An 18,851-nucleotide genomic window follows, 5' to 3' on the forward strand; every position below is an offset into this window, starting at 1 on the left:
TTGTTTTATTTAATAATTTATTTATTCGCAATTCTAATAACATCAGCAAAAATACCAGAAGCAGTAACATCTGCACCGGCACCAGCACCTTTTATAATTAAAGGATTTTCTGGGTATCTATCTGTAAAGAATAACACAATATTATCACTTCCTTCTAAATTATAAAAAGGATGATCTGACGGAATGTGTTGTAAACCAACATTTGCTTTACCGTCTACAAATTCTGCAACATACTTTAAACGACAATCTTTGTCATTTGCTTCTTTAAATATATTTTGAAAATGCGCTTCGTTTTTAGTTAATGATGTGTAAAAATCATTATTATTAGTTGTTTTTAAACTGTTTTCAGGTAAAAAAGCATTGTTTTCTATGTCTGACAATTCTAATTGATAGCCACTTTCCCTAGCCAAAATTAAAATTTTACGAGCAACATCAACACCACTTAAATCAATTTTTGGATCTGGCTCTGTATATCCTTCTTTTTGAGCAGCAGCAACAACATCATGAAAAGTTGAATCTGCATTAAAGTTATTGAATACAAAATTTAAGCTTCCAGATAATACAGCCTGAATTTTATGAACTCTATCGCCAGAGTTTATTAAATTCTTTAAAGTATCTATAATTGGTAAACCTGCACCAACATTTGTTTCGAACAAGAAAGAAGCGTTGTATTTTCTAGAAACTTGTTTTAATTTCTTATAATTATCAAAGCTAGAAGCACATGCAATTTTGTTACAAGTTACTACAGAAATACTGTCGCGTAAATATTTTTCATAGACTTCCGAAACTTGTTGGTTGGCTGTGTTGTCTATAAAAACACTATTTATATGATTAGATTCTTTTACTTTTTTATGAAAGCTTTCTAAAGTAGTTGGTTCACCGTTTTCTAATGCCTCTTTCCAATTATCTAGATCGATACCATTATCGTCAAAAGCCATTTTTCTAGAATTGGCAATTCCAATTACCTTAATACTTAATTTTAAGTTTTCTTTTAAGAATTTATTTTGTTGATGTAGTTGTGATAAAAAGCGTTCGCCAACATTACCAACACCAGTAACAAAAAGGTTTAACTGCTTTGTTCTTTCTTCAAAAAACTGTTCGTGCAACGTATTTAATGCTTTCTTTGCGTCGTATTTATTAATAACTGCAGAGATGTTTTTTTCTGATGAACCTTGTGCAATTGCTCTTACATTTACATTGTTTCTACCTAAGGCGCTAAACATTTGTCCGCTTAAACCTTGGTAATTCTTCATGCTTTCACCAACAACTGCAATAATTGCTAAATTATTTTCAACAATAATTGGTTTTATTTTTTTCTTGTCTATTTCTATGCTAAAAGTTTCGTCTAAAAGCTCTTTTGCTTTTGCAGCATCATTTTCATAAACACCTACACAAATAGAATGCTCTGAAGAAGCTTGCGTTATAAAGACTACATTTATTTTTTGTTGAGAAAGTGTTTCAAACAAACGTTTAGAAAAACCAGGAATACCAACCATTCCACCACCTTCTAAAGTAATTAAACTAACATCTTCTATATGAGAAATTCCTTTTACTTCATTTCCGTTTTCAGGATTCTTACAGATTAGGGTTCCTGCACTTTCTGGGTCGAATGTGTTTTTAATACGAATTGCAATCTCTTTTCTTAAAGCAGGCTGAATTGTTGGTGGATATAGCACTTTTGCTCCAAAATGAGACAACTCCATTGCTTCTTCATAAGAAATTTCTGAAATAGGGTATGCTTGTTTTACAACTCTTGGGTTTGCAGTATACATACCAGAAACGTCTGTCCATATTTGTAATTCGTTTGCATTTAAAGCTGCTGCATAAATTGATGCAGTAAAATCTGAACCACCTCTACCTAAAGTAGTTGTTTCTCCATTAATATTAGAAGAAATAAAACCACCTAAAAGTGTAACTTGATGTTTGTTTTCTTCAAAAAATGAAGTAATATTTTTGTTTGTAATTTTAAAGTTTACTTGTGCATCTAAATATTGATTGTTTGTAATAATTAAATCTCTACTTTCCTTATGTTCTGCATCAAACAATTCTTTAGCTGCATTAGCAATAATGTAAGAAGAAAGTCTTTCTCCAAAACTATATACTTTAGCAAGAGTTTTATCAGATAATTCTTGTAATAAGAAAATTCCTTCATAAATAGATAGTAATCTATCAAATAGGTAAGTAACCTCTTCGTTAACTTCTTTTTTATTTTTAGCAATTAAATCATCAATTACTTCAAAATGTATTTCTTTAATGGTTCCTAAAATTTCTTTAGCAGTTGTAATGTCTTCTAAAGCTTCATTTGCACCTGCAAATAGTTTATCCGTAGTTTTTCCGAAAGCAGAAACTACTACAGCTACTTTTTCTTTTTTAGATACAGTCTTAACAATGGCTAAAACTTTTTGTATGTTTTCTGAGTTTGCGACAGATGAACCGCCAAATTTTAATACTTTCATTTGTAATGAATAGTTTGTGTAATTTAATTTTTTATTGAGTTATTTCGATGTTATTCGAAATTATAGATGACCTAATTGATATAAATATATAGAACCCCTAAAGGGTAATTGTCGTAGAAGAAATGCGGGTAATATTAGCCATAGAGATAGTAACTATAGAAATAGTTAGAAAGGTCTTTATGTTTAATTTAGAATTACTCACGTAGCAAAAGTATTGTTAATATTTAATTCACTCTTGTTTAATGCAAGATATTTTATCAAATAACCCAATTAATATGATTTTGATAAAATAATGGTATTTAAAATGAGAAATTAAAATTACTTGGCAAGTAGATTTGTTTTTTCTTTAATAATTGTTGAAATAGGTTTATTCTGAATTTTACTTTCTAACCAAGATAAAATATCTAAATATAAAAAGGCTCTTTTTTCATACGGGTGATTTTCAAACTTTTTTAACTTTGTATGAATCTTCTTAAACTCATTTTTTATTTCATGAGGAAAAACATCACTTAGATCTCTAATTGAAGTAAGAAAAACTTTCTGTACTTCTTGTAGATTCTCCATCTTTAGTAAGAACTTATAAGTATCTACAAATTGTCTTTCTAAATCATAATCTAAACCACATTCATAATGGGCAATTAAATTTAAAATACGTGCAAAACATTGTAAATCTTCTGCAGAACTTAGGTTTTTAGATTTAATAATTTTTTGCAGGTATACAATACACAATCTGTTTTTGCCCATACCAAAGTACAAACAAGCTATTTTATAATATAGTAAGACAACATAATGGTTGTCTAATCTGTTTTTATACTTATCTATTTTAGCATTAATTACATCAACTAAATATTCTCCTTTTTCAAAAGTACCTTCTAAGAAGTGTAAATGAAGCTTGTTAGAATATAGGTATAAAAAAATTAGAAGTTCTGTATTTGTGTTTAACGGAATTTCTTTGTTCTCAATTTCTGTTTCAAAACTAGTTAGTTCAGTTTTAAATGTTGAAACTTTTTTTACTAAAAAAGAAGCTTCTAATAAGTAATTTTTCGATTTTAGATAAAAAACAGGATGTGAATGAATTAATTTAGGATTATCAAATAAATCTACACATTTTTTAGCGTATTTATAACTCAGTAAAAAATCTTGCACTAAAAAACTATGCCATAAATGGGCTTTGTAAAGCCATAATTTCTCTCTAAAACCTAAGGCTTGGTAATTGTATTTAGGCATTCTGTCGCTAAAATACTTATCTACAAACTCTAGTTCTTTTATGTTTTTTACATAGCCATTTTGTATTAGATGGCTGTAAAGTTGTAATGATAGATTAGATAGTTTACTGGCTATAACATTATCTTGACTTAGCTCTTTTGCTTGTACCGAAAGCTGGTTTGCCCTATTGCTTAAACTTCTAGTAATATATTGTGTTTCTATTATTTTTTCTAATTCTACAATTTCGTAAGCAACGTTTTTTTCTTCATTATCTAAAGCCATGTTTTTAGCTTTTTCTAATAACTTTAAACTTTGCTTATACAATCCTTTTTGATATAAGACAGTTGCAAAATCTAATTGTTCTCTAATTTGAATACGTACATTTTTGTGTGCAGGATTCAATCTTAAACTAATTAAAATTTGTTTGTATAAATGTGCTTTTAAATTAGATAGCTGTTGTTTCGAAACAATTCCACTTCCAATAATAACCTTTTCGTCATATAGTTTTAGCTTTTCTAAAAATTTAAATAGAGAAAAAAATTTGGCATCAATATTACCACCTAATCTTCCTACGTATAGATTAAATTGCCTCTTTTCAGACTTGGTTAAAGACTTAATTAGAACAAAAAGAGCATCATTTTGTTGATTGGCGGATGTAATGATTTTACTCATAGTGTGTTGATAATCAATTTATTAGTTGTAGTTGATTTACTTTAGAAATCGTGTATTACTAAATGTTATTTATTGAATTGAATAGGCAAGATATATATTTGATTTATAATAAGTACAATCTTTATAGAAATTATGCAAGACAATCAAGTACAAATTTTCGACACAACGCTTAGAGATGGAGAGCAAGTTCCTGGGTGTAAATTAGATACAAATCAGAAATTAGTAATTGCTGAAAGATTAGATTTGTTGGGTGTAAATGTAATAGAAGCTGGTTTTCCTGTTTCTAGCCCTGGAGATTTTAATTCTGTTTCAGAAATTGCAAAAATTATAAAAAATGCAACAGTTTGTGGTTTAACACGAGCTGTAGAAAATGATATAAAAGTAGCTGCAGAAGCTTTAAAATATGCAAAATTTCCTAGAATTCATACTGGTATTGGTACTAGTGATTCTCATATAAAATTCAAATTTAATAGTACAAGAGAAAAAGTAATAGAACGCGCTGTTAAAGCTGTTGCTTATTCTAAATCTTTTGTAGAAGATGTAGAGTTTTATGCAGAAGATGCAGGTAGAACAGATAATGAATATTTAGCAAGAGTTTGTGAAGCTGTAATAAAAGCAGGTGCAACGGTATTAAACATTCCAGATACAACAGGTTATTGTTTGCCAGAAGAATACGGTGCAAAAATTAAGTATTTACGTGAAAATGTAAGAGGTATAGAAAATGTAATTTTATCTTGTCATTGTCATAATGATTTAGGTATGGCAACTGCAAATTCAATTGCTGGTGTTATAAATGGTGCGCGTCAAATAGAGTGTACAATTAACGGAATTGGAGAAAGAGCAGGAAATACAGCTTTAGAAGAAGTTGTAATGGTGTTAAAACAACACCCATATTTAAATTTAGAAACAACCGTAAATACGAAGTTATTATATGATACAAGTATTTTGGTTCGTGAAAGTATGGGAATGCCTGTGCAGCCAAACAAAGCCATAGTAGGTGCAAATGCTTTTGCCCATAGTTCTGGTATTCATCAAGACGGTGTTATAAAAAATAGAGAAACATATGAAATTATGGATCCTGAAGACGTTGGTGTTACAGAAAGTGCAATTGTATTAACAGCCAGAAGTGGTAGAGCAGCGTTAGCGTACAGAGCAAAAAAGATTGGTTACGAGTTAACAAAAATACAATTAGATATTGCTTACGACGCTTTTTTAAATACAGCAGATAAGCAAAAAGAAGTAAAAGATGATGATATTCATAACATAATGGAAGAAGTAAATAAAACTTCTAAAATTGTAATGGCTTAAGAATAACACAATTTACCCTTAATGATAATTATTTTTTGAATGTAAAAATTTAGAATTATAAGTACCTTTGTTGACCCTAAAAAGAAATTCGTATGAAGTATACAATAGCTGTAATTCCAGGAGATGGTATTGGCCCAGAAGTAACCAATCAAGCAAAAAAAGCATTAGATGCTGTTGCAGAAATTTACGATCATGTTTTTTTATATAAAGAAGCTCAAATAGGTGCTTGTGCAATTGAAGCAACAGGAAACCCTTTGCCAGAAGAAACCATTAAAATTTGTAAAAAAGCAGATGCTATTTTATATGGTGCAATTGGAGATCCAAAATATAGCGACCCATCTTTAAGAATTAGACCAGAACAAGGTTTGTTAAATTTAAGACAAGAATTAGATCTTTTTTGCAACATAAACCCTGTTAGAGCATATGATCAATTGATAAAAAATTCTCCGTTAAGAAGAGAAATTATCAAAGGAACAGATATTGTTATTTTTAGAGAATTAACTGGCGGAATTTATTACGGAAAAAAAGAAATAAGTAAAGACGGCTTGTCTGCTTTCGATGTTTGTTCATATAATGTAGCTCAAATTTCTAGAATTACACATTTAGCATTTAAAGCAGCCCAAGGCAGACGAAATAAAGTAACACTTATCGATAAATCTAACGTTTTAGAAACATCTCGTTTGTGGAGAAAAACAGTTACAGAAATTTCCAAAGAATATAAAAATGTAGAATTAGAACACTTGTATGCAGACAATGCCGCAATGAAACTAATTCTAAACCCAAAAAATTTCGATGTAATTCTTACAGAAAACTTCATAGGAGATATAATTTCAGATGAAGCCAGTGTAATTTCAGGATCAATAGGTTTGTTAGCATCTTCTTCAATAGGAAATGAAAACGCTCTATTTGCGCCAGTTCACGGAACTTTCCCAGAAGCAAAAGGCAAAGATATCGCAAACCCTTTAGCATCAATTCTATCAGCAGCATTAATGTTAGACCATTTAGGGTTGCATGAAGAAGCAAATGCAATAGAAAGAGCCGTAGAAAAATCTTTAGATTTAAATATTACAACGGTAGATATTAAAGGTAAAAATAAATATGCAGCACCAACATCTAAAGTAGGCGACTTTATAGCAGATTATATACTAAATCAACAAGATAGTAATCTTAATTTTAGAAATATTCATGCAGGACAGAGCACTATAATATAAGAAGGAAACTATTTTTAGAAGCTATTTCCAGCTTTTCACTATATCTTTTTGCTTAAAAAAAGCAAAAAGGATGCCGTTTCAATCTGGGCTAGACAAACTTGCTAAAAACATTTAATAAAGAATAAATTTAGTTGCGCATTTAAATAAAAAATTACAATATTTACATCAATGAAAAAACAAGTATTAAATATTATTTCTATTATCATCGTCATCGTAATTATTACGACATGATAAGGAAGTGATATTTATATTTTTATAAACAAACCTTCCATTAAAATGGAAGGTTTTTTTATGCAGTTTTTTAAGGGAGTTGAATATCATAATTAAAAGTAGTTAAAAATCTATTTATCAGTATTTTAGATTATTTTTTTAACACCTGAATTTAAACATTAACATTGAATATTATTCAAAGAAAATAGAGAAACTTAGTAATTTAGTCAACGAATTGAAGAAAACAATAAATGGAATTAAATAAACACAGCAAAAGATTAACACAAGACGAATCTCAACCAGCATCACAAGCAATGTTGTATGCAGTAGGTTTGTCAGATGAAGATATGAGCAAAGCGCAAGTTGGTATTGCAAGTACAGGTTACGATGGTAACCCATGTAACATGCACTTAAATAACTTAGCGGCAGAAGTAAAGATAGAATCTAAAATTGCAGGTTTAGTTGGTTTAGGTTTCAATACAATTGGTGTTTCAGACGGTATTTCTATGGGAACCTCTGGTATGAATTACTCATTAGCATCAAGAGATATTATTGCAGATTCAATAGAAACGGTAATGAATGCTCAAAGTTATGATGCGTTGGTCTCTGTGGTTGGTTGTGATAAAAATATGCCAGGAGCCGTAATAGCAATGTTGCGTTTAAACCGTCCATCGATTATGATGTATGGTGGTACAATTGCATCTGGAAACTACAAAGGGAAAAAATTAAATATTGTTTCTGCTTTTGAAGCTTTAGGTCAGAAAATGGCAGGAGAAATCGAAGAAGATGAATATAGAGAAATTATAAAAAGAGCAATTCCAGGAGCTGGAGCATGTGGTGGTATGTATACGGCAAACACAATGGCTTCTGCAATAGAATGTATGGGTTTTGCTTTACCTTACAATTCATCAATACCAGCAGAGAATCCTAATAAATTATCTGAAGCAGAAAGAACAGCTTTAGCAATTAAAAATTTATTAGAATTAGATTTAAAACCTTTAGATATAATTACTAAAAAATCTTTAGAAAATGCAATTGCAATTGTAAATGCTTTAGGTGGCTCTACAAATGCAGTATTGCACTTTTTAGCAATTGCACATGCAGCAGATATTGAATTTACTCTGGCAGATTTTCAAAAAGTTTCAGATAGAACGCCATTAATTGCAGATTTAAAACCATCTGGTAAATACTTAATGGAAGATGTTCATGGAGTTGGTGGTACACCTGCAATTATGAAATACTTATTGCAAGAAGGGTATTTACATGGAGATTGTATGACGGTTACTGGTAAAACATTGGCAGAAAATTTAGAAAGTGTTGCAGCAATGGAATTTGATGAGCAAGATGTAATCTTCCCAAAAGATAAAGCATTAAAATCTTCAGGAAATATTCAAATTATTTATGGAAATCTTGCAGAAGAAGGAGCCGTAGCAAAAATTTCTGGAAATGAAGGACTACTTTTCGAAGGAAAAGCGGTTGTTTACGATGGTGAACAAGCAGCAAATACAGGTATTGCAAACGGAGAAGTAGAAAGAGGAGATGTAGTCGTCATTCGATATGTTGGACCTAAAGGAGGACCAGGAATGCCAGAAATGTTAAAACCAACTTCTTTAATAATGGGAGCAGGTTTAGGAAAATCTGTAGCTTTAATTACAGATGGTCGTTTTTCTGGAGGAACTCATGGTTTTGTGGTTGGACATATTACACCAGAAGCACAATCTGGAGGTACAATTGGAATTTTAGAAACCGGAGATAAAATTAGAATTAGCGCAGAAGACAATTCTATAAACGTATTAATTTCTGATGAAGAGATTGCTAAAAGAAAATCGAATTGGGTGGCACCAGCATTAAAGCATACAAAAGGAATTTTGTATAAATATGCAAAAATGGTAGCATCAGCATCTAAAGGATGTATAACAGACGAATAATAAAAAGAATCAAGAAAAAAGAGGTAAGAAAAGAAACATAACGACAAGTTCTTGTTCTCTTAATCTATATTCTCTTTTCTAAAAATAAAAAATATGGCAACAGAAACCATAACAAATAAACAAAAACCAGCAAAAGTTACCGAAAGAATTTCTGGTAGTGAAGCGGTTGTAAGATGCTTAATTGCAGAGGATACAAAGATAATTTATGGATATCCTGGAGGAGCAATTATGCCAGTTTACGATGAGTTATATAAGTATCAAGATAAAATTCATCACGTTTTAACACGTCATGAACAAGGTGCTACGCATTCTGCACAAGGTTTTGCTAGAATTTCTGGTAAAGTTGGTGTTTGTATTGCAACATCTGGTCCTGGAGCAACCAATTTAATTACGGGTATTGCAGATGCACAGATAGACTCTACACCAATGGTGTGTATTACAGGTCAGGTTTTTTCTAAATTATTAGGATCAGATGCGTTTCAAGAAACAGATATTGTTGGTATATCTACTCCGGTTACAAAGTGGAATTGCCAAGTAACAAAAGCATCTCAAATTCCAGCAGCAATTGCAAAAGCATTTTATATTGCAAAAAGTGGAAGACCAGGACCTGTTTTGGTAGATATTACTAAAGATGCTCAACAAGAAATGTTCGATTTTTCTTATGAAAAATGCACAAAAATAAGAAGTTATAATCCAATACCTAAAACAGATATTTCTTCTGTAGAAGAAGCTGCTAAATTAATTAATGCTGCTAAAAAACCTTTAGTAGTTTGGGGACAAGGTGTTGTTTTAAGTGAAGCTGAAGAGGCTTTTAAAGCAGTCATAGAAAAAGCCGGAATTCCTGCTGCTTGGACAATTTTAGGTGCTTCTGCAATTCCAACTTCACACCCGTTAAACGTTGGTATGGTTGGTATGCATGGTAATTATGCACCAAACGTTTTAACAAATGATTGCGATGTTTTAATTGCAATAGGTATGCGTTTCGATGACCGTGTTACTGGAAGTTTAAATACATATGCGAAACAAGCTAAAATTATTCACTTCGAAATTGATCCTGCAGAAATAGATAAAAACGTAAAAACAGACGTAGCAGTTTTAGGTGATGCAAAAGCAAGCTTAGAATTATTATTACCAATGTTAGATGAAAAAACGCATCCAGAATGGCGTCAAAAATTTGCAGATTTATATGCTATTGAGTATGAAAAAGTAATTAAAGACGATATTCATCCAACCAAAGAAGGTTTAACAATGGGAGAAGTTGTTTATCAAATTAACATTCAAAGTAAAGGAAATGCTGCTATTGTAAGTGATGTTGGTCAACACCAAATGATTGCTTGTAGATATGCCGAATTCAATAAAACAAAAAGTAATATTACTTCTGGTGGTTTAGGTACTATGGGCTTTGGTTTACCGGCAGCAATTGGAGCTAAAATGGCTGCTCCAGAAAGAGAGGTTGTTTCTATTTCTGGTGATGGAGGTTACCAAATGACAATTCAAGAATTAGGAACTATTTTTCAGCAAAAAGCAGCTGTAAAAATAGTAGTTTTAAATAACGATTTCTTAGGAATGGTTCGCCAGTGGCAACAATTGTTTTTCGATAAACGTTATGCGTCAACAGAAATGGTAAATCCTAATTTTGTTGCTATTGCAGAAGGATATTACATAAAAGCAAGAAAAGTTACTAAGCGTGAAGATTTAGCAGATGCTGTTAAAGAAATGATGGAAAGTAAAGAAGCGTATTTTTTAGAAGTATGTGTAGAAAAAGAAGGAAATGTTTTTCCAATGATTCCTACAGGAGCGAGTGTTTCAGATATAAGACTAGAATAAAATGAATACAGAAAAACAATTATATACAATATCAGTTTATACAGAAAATAATATAGGGTTGTTGAATAGAATTTCAGCAATTTTTCAAAGAAGACATATTAATATAGAAAGTTTAAATATTTCTCCATCAGAAATAGAGAATGTATCTAGATTTACTATTGTGGTTAACATGATAGAAGTAGATGTTAAGAAAATTATTGGACAAATAGAGAAACAAGTAGAAGTAATAAAGGCTTATTACCATACGCTTGATGAGGTAATTTATCAAATATCTGGTTTGTTTAAGGTAAGGTCTGAATTGTTATTTGAAGAACCTCAAATTCAGAATATTATTAAAAATAGTCACGCAAGAATTGTAACTGTAAATACAGAATTTTTTGTGTTAGAAAAATCAGGAAAAAAAGAAGAAATTGCAGAATTACATGAACAATTAAGTGTTTATGGCATTATGCAGTACACGCGTTCTGGTCTTATATCAGTAACTAAAGACGAGATGAGAATATCAGCATTATTAGAAACATACAACAACTAAAATAGATACAAGAGTATAGGTGCTAGAAAAAAGAAAAAATGAGAACACTGTGTCTTTATTCTTTTCTCTCTTTTCTATTCTCTAATCAAAAATTAAAAACAAAAAAATGTCAAATTATTTTAACACATTAACATTAAGAGAAAAATTAGAGCAATTAGGGAAATGTAGATTTATGGACGCTTCAGAATTTGAAGACGGAGTAGAAGCATTGAAAGGGAAGAAAATTGTTATTGTAGGTTGTGGAGCACAAGGTTTAAACCAAGGTTTAAATATGAGAGAATCTGGTTTAGATATTTCTTATACTTTAAGAGCAGCTGCAATAGAAGAAAAGAGACAATCTTATATTAATGCATCTTCAAATAATTTTGAGGTTGGTACTTATGAAGAAATGTTACCAAATGCAGATGTGGTAATTAATTTAACACCAGATAAGCAACATACTAATGTTGTAAATACAGTAATGCCTTTAATGAAAAAAGGGGCTACATTATCTTATTCTCATGGTTTTAATATTGTTGAAGAAGGAATGCAAGTTCGTAAAGATTTAACTGTAATTATGGTGGCGCCAAAGTCTCCAGGATCTGAAGTTAGAGAGGAATATAAAAGAGGATTTGGGGTGCCAACATTAATTGCGGTTCACCCAGAAAATGACCCACAAGGAAAAGGTTGGGCAGAAGCAAAAGCATACGCAGTAGGAACAGGTGGTCATAAAGCAGGTGTTTTACAATCTTCTTTTGTAGCTGAGGTAAAGTCAGATTTAATGGGAGAACAAACTATTTTATGTGGTTTGTTGCAAACAGGAGCAATTTTATCTTTTGATAAAATGGTTGAAGAAGGAATTGAAGCAGGTTATGCGGCTAAATTAATTCAGTATGGTTGGGAAACTGTAACAGAGGCTTTAAAACATGGTGGAATTACGAACATGATGGACAGATTGTCTAATCCTGCAAAAGTAGAAGCTTTTAGAATTTCTGAAGAATTAAAAGATATTATGCGTCCGTTGTTTCAAAAACATATGGATGATATTATGACTGGTCATTTTTCTAAAACAATGATGGAAGACTGGGCTAATGATGATAAAAACTTATTAACTTGGAGAGCTGCAACAGGTGAAACTGCTTTTGAAAAACAAAAAGTTACAGAACAAGAGATTTCTGAACAGGAATATTTTGACCACGGAACTTTATTAGTTGCTTTTGTAAGAGCTGGTGTAGAATTAGCTTTTGAAGCAATGACAGATTCTGGAATTATTGCAGCTTCTGCATATTACGAATCTTTACACGAAACGCCATTAATTGCAAATACAATTGCAAGAATGAAATTGGCAGAAATGAACCGTGTAATTTCTGATACAGCAGAATATGGTTGTTATTTATTTGATCATGCATGTAAGCCTTTATTAACAGATTTTATGAAGGATGTAAAAACTGATATTATTGGTAAATCTTTTAGCTCAGAAAACGGAGTTGATAACCAAGAGTTAATTAGAATTAACGCTATTATTAGAAATCACCCAGTAGAAATTGTTGGAGCAAAATTAAGAGCTTCTATGACAGCAATGAAAGTAGTAAAAACTGCATAATAAAGTAGTTTTTTAAATTTTATAAAAACCTGTCAGATTTCAATATCTGATAGGTTTTCTTTTTATATTCGACCCATGCAAACAGAACAAAATTATTACCCAAGTTTAGAGAACATAAAGGCAGCTGCAGAAAACTTAAAAGGTATTGCTTTTGAAACTCCATTAAGTAAGAATTTTAATCTTTCTAAAGAATTAGACGCTACAATTTTGTTTAAAAGAGAAGATTTACAAGTTGTACGTTCTTACAAAATTAGAGGAGCATATAATAAAATGTCTTCTTTAACTTCAGATGAAAAACAACGAGGAATTGTTTGTGCAAGTGCAGGTAATCATGCACAAGGAGTTGCTTTGTCTTGTAAATTGTTACAGATAAAAGGAACTATTTTTATGCCATCTCCAACACCAAATCAAAAAATTAACCAAGTAAAAATGTTTGGTGAAGATTTTATTGAAATCGTAATTGAAGGAGATACTTTTGATGATGCTTCTTATGCAGCAAAACTAGAATGTGATTCAAAAAATAAAACCTTTATTCATCCTTTTAATGATGAAAAAGTAATTGAAGGTCAGGCAACAGTTGGTTTAGAAGTTTTAAATCAAACCAACGAAAAAATAGATTATGTTTTTGTGCCTATTGGAGGTGGAGGTTTATCTGCGGGTTTATCATCTGTATTTAAATATTTGTCACCAGAAACTAAAATAATAGGTGTGGAGCCAGAAGGAGCGCCTTCTATGCGAACGTCAATCAAAAATAAAAAAAATACAACTTTAGATAAAATTGATGCTTTTGTAGATGGAGCAGCAGTTAAAAGAGTGGGAGATTTAAATTTTGCTATTTGTGAGGAGAATTTAACCGAAGTAATTACAGTTCCTGAAGGGAAAATATGCCAAACAATTTTAGATTTATATAATAAAGATGCAATTGTAGTAGAGCCTGCAGGTGCTTTAAGTATTGCGGCTTTAGATTTTTTTGCAAATGAAATTAAAGGTAAAAATGTGGTTTGTGTTGTAAGTGGAAGTAATAATGATATTACAAGAACAGCTGAAATTAAAGAGCGTGCACTGTTATATGCCAATTTAAAACATTATTTTATTGTAAAGTTTCCACAAAGAGCAGGAGCATTAAAAGAATTTGTAGCTGAAATTTTAGGGCCGAATGATGATATTACTCATTTTGAATATACAAAGAAAAATAACAGAACTAACGGGTCTGCTGTTGTTGGTTTAGAGTTAAAATCTTCAGAGGACTTAGCACCTTTAATTCATAGAATGAAAGAAAGTAACTTCTTTGGCGACTACCTAAATGATAAGCCAGATTTGTTTCAGTTTTTGGTATAATCAATAGCTATAATTAGATAAAACTAAAATATAAAATCGAAATCCTTTTCGTGTTTAAAATCCGAAATAAGGTATTTTACGGTTATTTTTAGTTAATTTTGAATAATAAAGAAGAATCTAATTCTTCTTTTAGAGAACTTATTAAAATTAATTTATGAAGAATACATTTAAAGAAATTCCGAACGAATATAAAATTACATCACTAGTTAAACAAAACACTTATTTAGTTGGTGGAGAGTTAAAGGAGTGGAAAGGTGAAACAGCAGATGTTTATTCAACTATTTCATCAACAAAAGAATACAAACCAACATTGTTAGGAACGGTTCCTAACTTAACAGAAGATGAAGCTATTGAATCTTTAAATGCTGCTTCTAAAGCTTATGATAGAGGGCAAGGTTTATGGCCAACAATGAAGGTAGAAGGTAGAATTGCTGCAATGGAAAAGTTTGTAGTGAAAATGAAAACCAAAAGAGAAGAAATTGTAAAACTTTTAATGTGGGAAATTGGTAAAGCTTTACCAGATTCTGAAAAAGAATTTGATAGAACTATCGAATACATTTACGATACAATTGAAGATTATAAGCAAATGGACAGAGATTCTGCTAAGTTTGAAAAAAACAGCGGAGTTCATGCGCATATTAGAAGAGGACCTTTAGGCGTTGTTTTGTGTTTAGGCCCTTATAATTATCCTTTAAACGAAACTTTTGCGTTGTTAATACCTGCTTTAATTATGGGGAATACAACAGTTTTTAAACCAGCAAAGCATGGCGTTTTATTATTATCACCATTGTTAGAGGCTTTTCAAACTAGTTTTCCTGCAGGAGTTGTAAATATTATTTACGGTAGAGGTAGAACTTTGGCAACACCAATTATGAAGACAGGTCTTGTAGATGTTTTAGCATTAATAGGAAATAGTAAATCGGCAAATGCAATTCAAGCAAATCATCCATTTAAAAACAGACTACGTTTAGTTTTAGGATTAGAAGCTAAAAACCCAGGAATTGTTTTACCAGATGCAGATTTAGATTTGGCTATTAATGAATGTCTTGCTGGAGCAACGTCATTTAATGGACAACGTTGTACAGCTTTAAAAATATTATATGTTCATGAGCATATTGTAGATGAATTTAATAAGCGTTTTGCAGAAAAAGTAGATGCTCTTAAATTTGGTAATCCTTGGGAAGATGGTGTTAAATTAACGCCTTTACCAGAACCAGGTAAGCTTGCGTATATTCAAGAATTAATTGATGATGCAACTAACAAAGGTGCAAAAGTGATTAATAAAAAAGGAGGAGAAACTTCAGAAAACTATATTTTCCCTGCAGTTTTATATCCTGTTTCTAAAGACTCTAGAGTTTTTGAAGAAGAGCAATTTGGTCCAGTTACACCAATTGTATCGTTTAAAAACATTCAAGAACCTTTAGATGATATGGCGGCTTCAAACTATGGGCAACAAGTAAGTGTTTTTGGTAGTGAGGTAAAAACCTTAGCACCATTAATAGATACGTTAGTAAACTTAGTTTGTAGAGTTAACTTAAATAGTGCAGCACAACGTGGGCCAGATGTATATCCTTTTACAGGTAGAAAAGATTCTGCAGTAGCTACTTTAAGTGTACATGATGCATTGCGTTCTTTTTCTATAAGAACCTTTGTAGCAGCTAAAGACACGGACTATAATAATGCTATTTTACAAGAATTATTAGATAAAAAAGCTTCTAATTTTATTAGTACAGATTATATTTTAAGTTAAATTGATAAAAATTTCAACTTTAAAAGCCTCTATTCTTATAACTAGAATAGAGGCTTTTTTATTTTTTTTAATTACTTAAACCTTTATTGTAAACATAGGTTTTAAAGCTTTTTTAGATAAGTTTTTAGTAACACTTCCTGTAAATAGATGAGAAATACCGCTTCTACCGTGTGTACTTAATGCTATTAAATCTATTTTTTTCTCTTTAGAAAAATTTAAAATACCTTTTTCAACAGAGGTATCACTATATATATTTATAGAGTGTTTAGGTAGTTTGTAATCTTTTACAAAATCTTTTACTTTTTGTTTAGCGTTAAAAGTACTTTCGAATTGAGAAGGTGTATTTATCTTTAATAAATGAATTTTACTGTTAAATGCAGTTGCAAAATCTAAGAATTTACGAAACCCTTCTTTGTTTTCTTTTTTAAAGTTAGAAGCAAAAACTAAGTTGTTTAATTTAAACTTTTTACTGTCACTTTTTACAACAATTACAGGTGTATTAGAGGTTCTTACAATTTTTTCAGTATTAGATCCAATCATTATTTCTTCAAATTCAGAATGTCCTTTAGAACCCATAATTATTAAATCTGCATCAATTTTTTCTGCGTACTTTTTTATGCCTTCAAAAGGAGTATTTAACTTTATAAAATACTCGACACTAATATCTTCAGAAAAAAAACTTTTTTTAAATTTTAAAACTTTTTCTCTTGTTTTTCTTAAATATAACATGCTTTCTGGAATGCTAAAATTACTGCTTGAAGCCATGTCTACAACTCCAGATGGAAGTTCGATTAAATGCACAAGATATACGGTGGCACTGGTTTTTTTAGCGATTTTGGCTGCCATTTTAGCAGCGTATTCAGAAGGTTTAGAGAAGTCGATGGGAACTAGAATTTTATTCATAAGTAAGAATTTTAAGTTCAAAAAATGGGTGTATATAAAGTTACAAAAAAATTTTGAATTCGACTTGGTTTGGTAAATCATAACTAATTCGTATATTTGCACCGAAATTTATAGTAAATGGAGGATGAAGGGGACTTAAAAGTCCCCTCTTTTTATACTTTATTTTAAGGTTTAATATGAATCAAACAGCAGTAAAAGACATAGTAGACGAAGCATTGGCTCTTAATGAGTCTTTGTATCTCATAGAATTATCTATATCTGTAAACAACAAAGTTCAAGTTGTTGTAGATGGAGATAATGGCGTTCCTTTAAGTGAATGTATTCGTATTAGCAGGAGTATTAATGATACTTTTGATAGAGAAGAAGAAGATTTCTCTTTAGAAGTAGCTACGCCAGATATTGCGCATCCATTAAAAGTAAAAAGACAATATATTAAGAATATTAATAGAATTCTTAAGGTAAAAACTGCAGAAGAAGAGTATGAAGGTACTTTAATAGAAGCAGATGAAGATAAGATTGTTTTACAATGGAAAGCTAGAGAGCCTAAGCCAATTGGTAAAGGAAAAGTTACTGTAGAGAAAACAGCAACTATAGAGTATAGTGAGATTAAAGAAGCAAAAGTGAAAATTGTATTTTAAGCAAAAAATGTAATGGAGAATATAGCATTAATTGATTCGTTTTCGGAATTTAAAGATAACAAGAGTATAGACAGAGTAACATTAATGTCTATTTTAGAAGAGGTATTTAGAGCTACTTTAAAACGTAAGTTTGGTTCAGATGATAATTTTGATATTATTATTAACCCAGATAAAGGAGATTTAGAAATTTGGAGAAATAGAATTGTTGTTGCAGATGGATTTTCTGAAGATGATAATGAAGAAATTGAACTAGCGGAAGCAAGATTAATTGAGCCAGATTTTGAAATTGGTGAAGATGTTTCTGAAGAAGTTAAGTTGATTGATTTAGGAAGAAGAGCTATTTTAGCATTACGTCAAAACTTAATTTCAAAAATTTACGAACACGATAGCACAAATATATTTAAGCATTTTAAAGATTTAGAAGGCCAATTATATAGTGCAGAAGTTCATCACATTCGTCATAACGCAATTATTTTGTTAGATGATGATGGTAATGAGATTGTGTTGCCAAAAAGTGAGCAAATTCGTTCAGATTTCTTTAGAAAAGGAGATTCTGTTAGAGGAGTAATAAAAACAGTAGAATTAAGAGGTAATAAACCTGCTATTATTTTATCAAGAACGTCTCCGGAGTTCTTAAATAAATTATTTGAGCAAGAAATTCCTGAAGTTTTCGATGGTTTAATTACTGTAGAAGGAGTTGCTAGAATACCAGGAGAAAAAGCGAAAGTGGCTGTAGATTCTTATGATGATAGAATAGATCCTGTTGGAGCTTGTGTTGGTGTAAAAGGATCAAGAATTCATGGTATTGTTCGTGAATTAGGTAATGAAAACATAGATGTTATTAATTACACTAAAAATGAACAATTATTTATTTCAAGAGCATTAAGTCCTGCAAAAGTGACTTCAATGGAAATTGAAATGTATGAAGAGGAAAGAAATGGTAAAAAAGGACGTGTAAGCGTACTTTTAAAACCAGAAGAGGTTTCTAAAGCAATTGGTAGAGGTGGTGTTAATATTCGTTTAGCAAGTGAATTAACTGGTTACGAAATAGATGTTAAGAGAGAAGGTCTTGAAGAAGAAGACGTTGAGTTAACAGAATTTAGTGATGAAATCGAAGCATGGGTTATTAAAGAATTTAAAAATATTGGTTTAGATACTGCGAGAAGCGTATTAGAAGCTAGTGTTGTAGAGTTAGTTAAAAGAACCGATTTAGAAGAAGAAACTATTTTAGATGTTCAAAGAATTTTAAAAGAAGAATTCGAAGAGTAGTTTTATAATTAAAGTAATCGT

At 30.8% G+C, this 18,851-nt stretch carries 13 protein-coding genes; 10 read left to right on the forward strand and 3 right to left on the reverse strand.

Translation table 11 applies throughout. From position 1 onward, the window contains the following. Positions 1-17 precede the first annotated feature (17 nt). Both thrA and SHK09_RS14185 read right to left on the reverse strand, forming a co-directional pair. Entirely contained in the window at positions 18-2,456 is a 2,439-nt protein-coding gene (gene thrA, locus SHK09_RS14180) for a bifunctional aspartate kinase/homoserine dehydrogenase I (RefSeq protein WP_319811444.1), read from the reverse strand. A 318-nt stretch (positions 2,457-2,774) separates the two neighbouring features. Then, complete coding sequence (locus SHK09_RS14185) at positions 2,775-4,334, reverse strand: hypothetical protein (RefSeq protein ID WP_319811445.1); 1,560 nt, start codon at positions 4,332-4,334, stop codon at positions 2,775-2,777. A 132-nt stretch (positions 4,335-4,466) separates the two neighbouring features. Between SHK09_RS14185 and SHK09_RS14190 the strand changes: the two genes are divergently transcribed. The 8 genes from SHK09_RS14190 to SHK09_RS14225 all read left to right on the forward strand — a co-directional run bounded on the left by SHK09_RS14190 (position 4,467) and on the right by SHK09_RS14225 (position 16,020). Beyond that, positions 4,467-5,642, forward strand: a complete 1,176-nt coding sequence (locus SHK09_RS14190; RefSeq protein WP_319811446.1) for a 2-isopropylmalate synthase — start codon at positions 4,467-4,469, stop codon at positions 5,640-5,642. Positions 5,643-5,734: 92 nt separating this feature from the next. Next, a complete protein-coding gene (gene leuB, locus SHK09_RS14195) occupies positions 5,735-6,853 on the forward strand; it encodes a 3-isopropylmalate dehydrogenase (RefSeq protein ID WP_319811447.1) in 1,119 nt (372 codons plus the stop codon). A 461-nt stretch (positions 6,854-7,314) separates the two neighbouring features. Beyond that, a complete protein-coding gene (gene ilvD, locus SHK09_RS14200) occupies positions 7,315-8,991 on the forward strand; it encodes a dihydroxy-acid dehydratase (protein WP_319811448.1) in 1,677 nt (558 codons plus the stop codon). 93 nt (positions 8,992-9,084) lie between these two features. After that, entirely contained in the window at positions 9,085-10,818 is a 1,734-nt protein-coding gene (ilvB, locus tag SHK09_RS14205; protein WP_319811449.1) for a biosynthetic-type acetolactate synthase large subunit, read from the forward strand. A 1-nt stretch (position 10,819) separates the two neighbouring features. Continuing rightward, entirely contained in the window at positions 10,820-11,350 is a 531-nt protein-coding gene (gene ilvN, locus SHK09_RS14210; RefSeq protein WP_319811450.1) for an acetolactate synthase small subunit, read from the forward strand. A gap of 106 nt (positions 11,351-11,456) precedes the next feature. Further along, entirely contained in the window at positions 11,457-12,932 is a 1,476-nt protein-coding gene (gene ilvC, locus SHK09_RS14215) for a ketol-acid reductoisomerase (RefSeq protein WP_319811451.1), read from the forward strand. Positions 12,933-13,007: 75 nt separating this feature from the next. Then, complete coding sequence (ilvA, locus tag SHK09_RS14220) at positions 13,008-14,270, forward strand: threonine ammonia-lyase IlvA (RefSeq protein ID WP_319811452.1); 1,263 nt, start codon at positions 13,008-13,010, stop codon at positions 14,268-14,270. A gap of 154 nt (positions 14,271-14,424) precedes the next feature. After that, positions 14,425-16,020 (forward strand): NADP-dependent glyceraldehyde-3-phosphate dehydrogenase, encoded by a 1,596-nt coding sequence (locus SHK09_RS14225; RefSeq protein ID WP_319811453.1) that lies wholly within the window; start codon positions 14,425-14,427, stop codon positions 16,018-16,020. Between the two features lie 75 nt (positions 16,021-16,095). Here SHK09_RS14225 and SHK09_RS14230 read toward each other — a convergent pair whose 3' ends face one another. Then, positions 16,096-16,923, reverse strand: a complete 828-nt coding sequence (locus tag SHK09_RS14230) for a universal stress protein (protein WP_319811454.1) — start codon at positions 16,921-16,923, stop codon at positions 16,096-16,098. Positions 16,924-17,099: 176 nt separating this feature from the next. Between SHK09_RS14230 and rimP the strand changes: the two genes are divergently transcribed. Continuing rightward, the gene (rimP, locus tag SHK09_RS14235) at positions 17,100-17,561 is read left to right on the forward strand and encodes a ribosome assembly cofactor RimP (RefSeq protein ID WP_319811455.1); all 462 of its coding nucleotides are present in this window, start codon (positions 17,100-17,102) and stop codon (positions 17,559-17,561) included. Between the two features lie 12 nt (positions 17,562-17,573). After that, complete coding sequence (gene nusA, locus SHK09_RS14240; protein ID WP_319811456.1) at positions 17,574-18,830, forward strand: transcription termination factor NusA; 1,257 nt, start codon at positions 17,574-17,576, stop codon at positions 18,828-18,830. The last annotated feature ends 21 nt before the right edge of the window (positions 18,831-18,851 follow it).

The organism is Polaribacter sp. PL03 (assembly GCF_033875165.1).
Classification (GTDB): domain Bacteria; phylum Bacteroidota; class Bacteroidia; order Flavobacteriales; family Flavobacteriaceae; genus Polaribacter.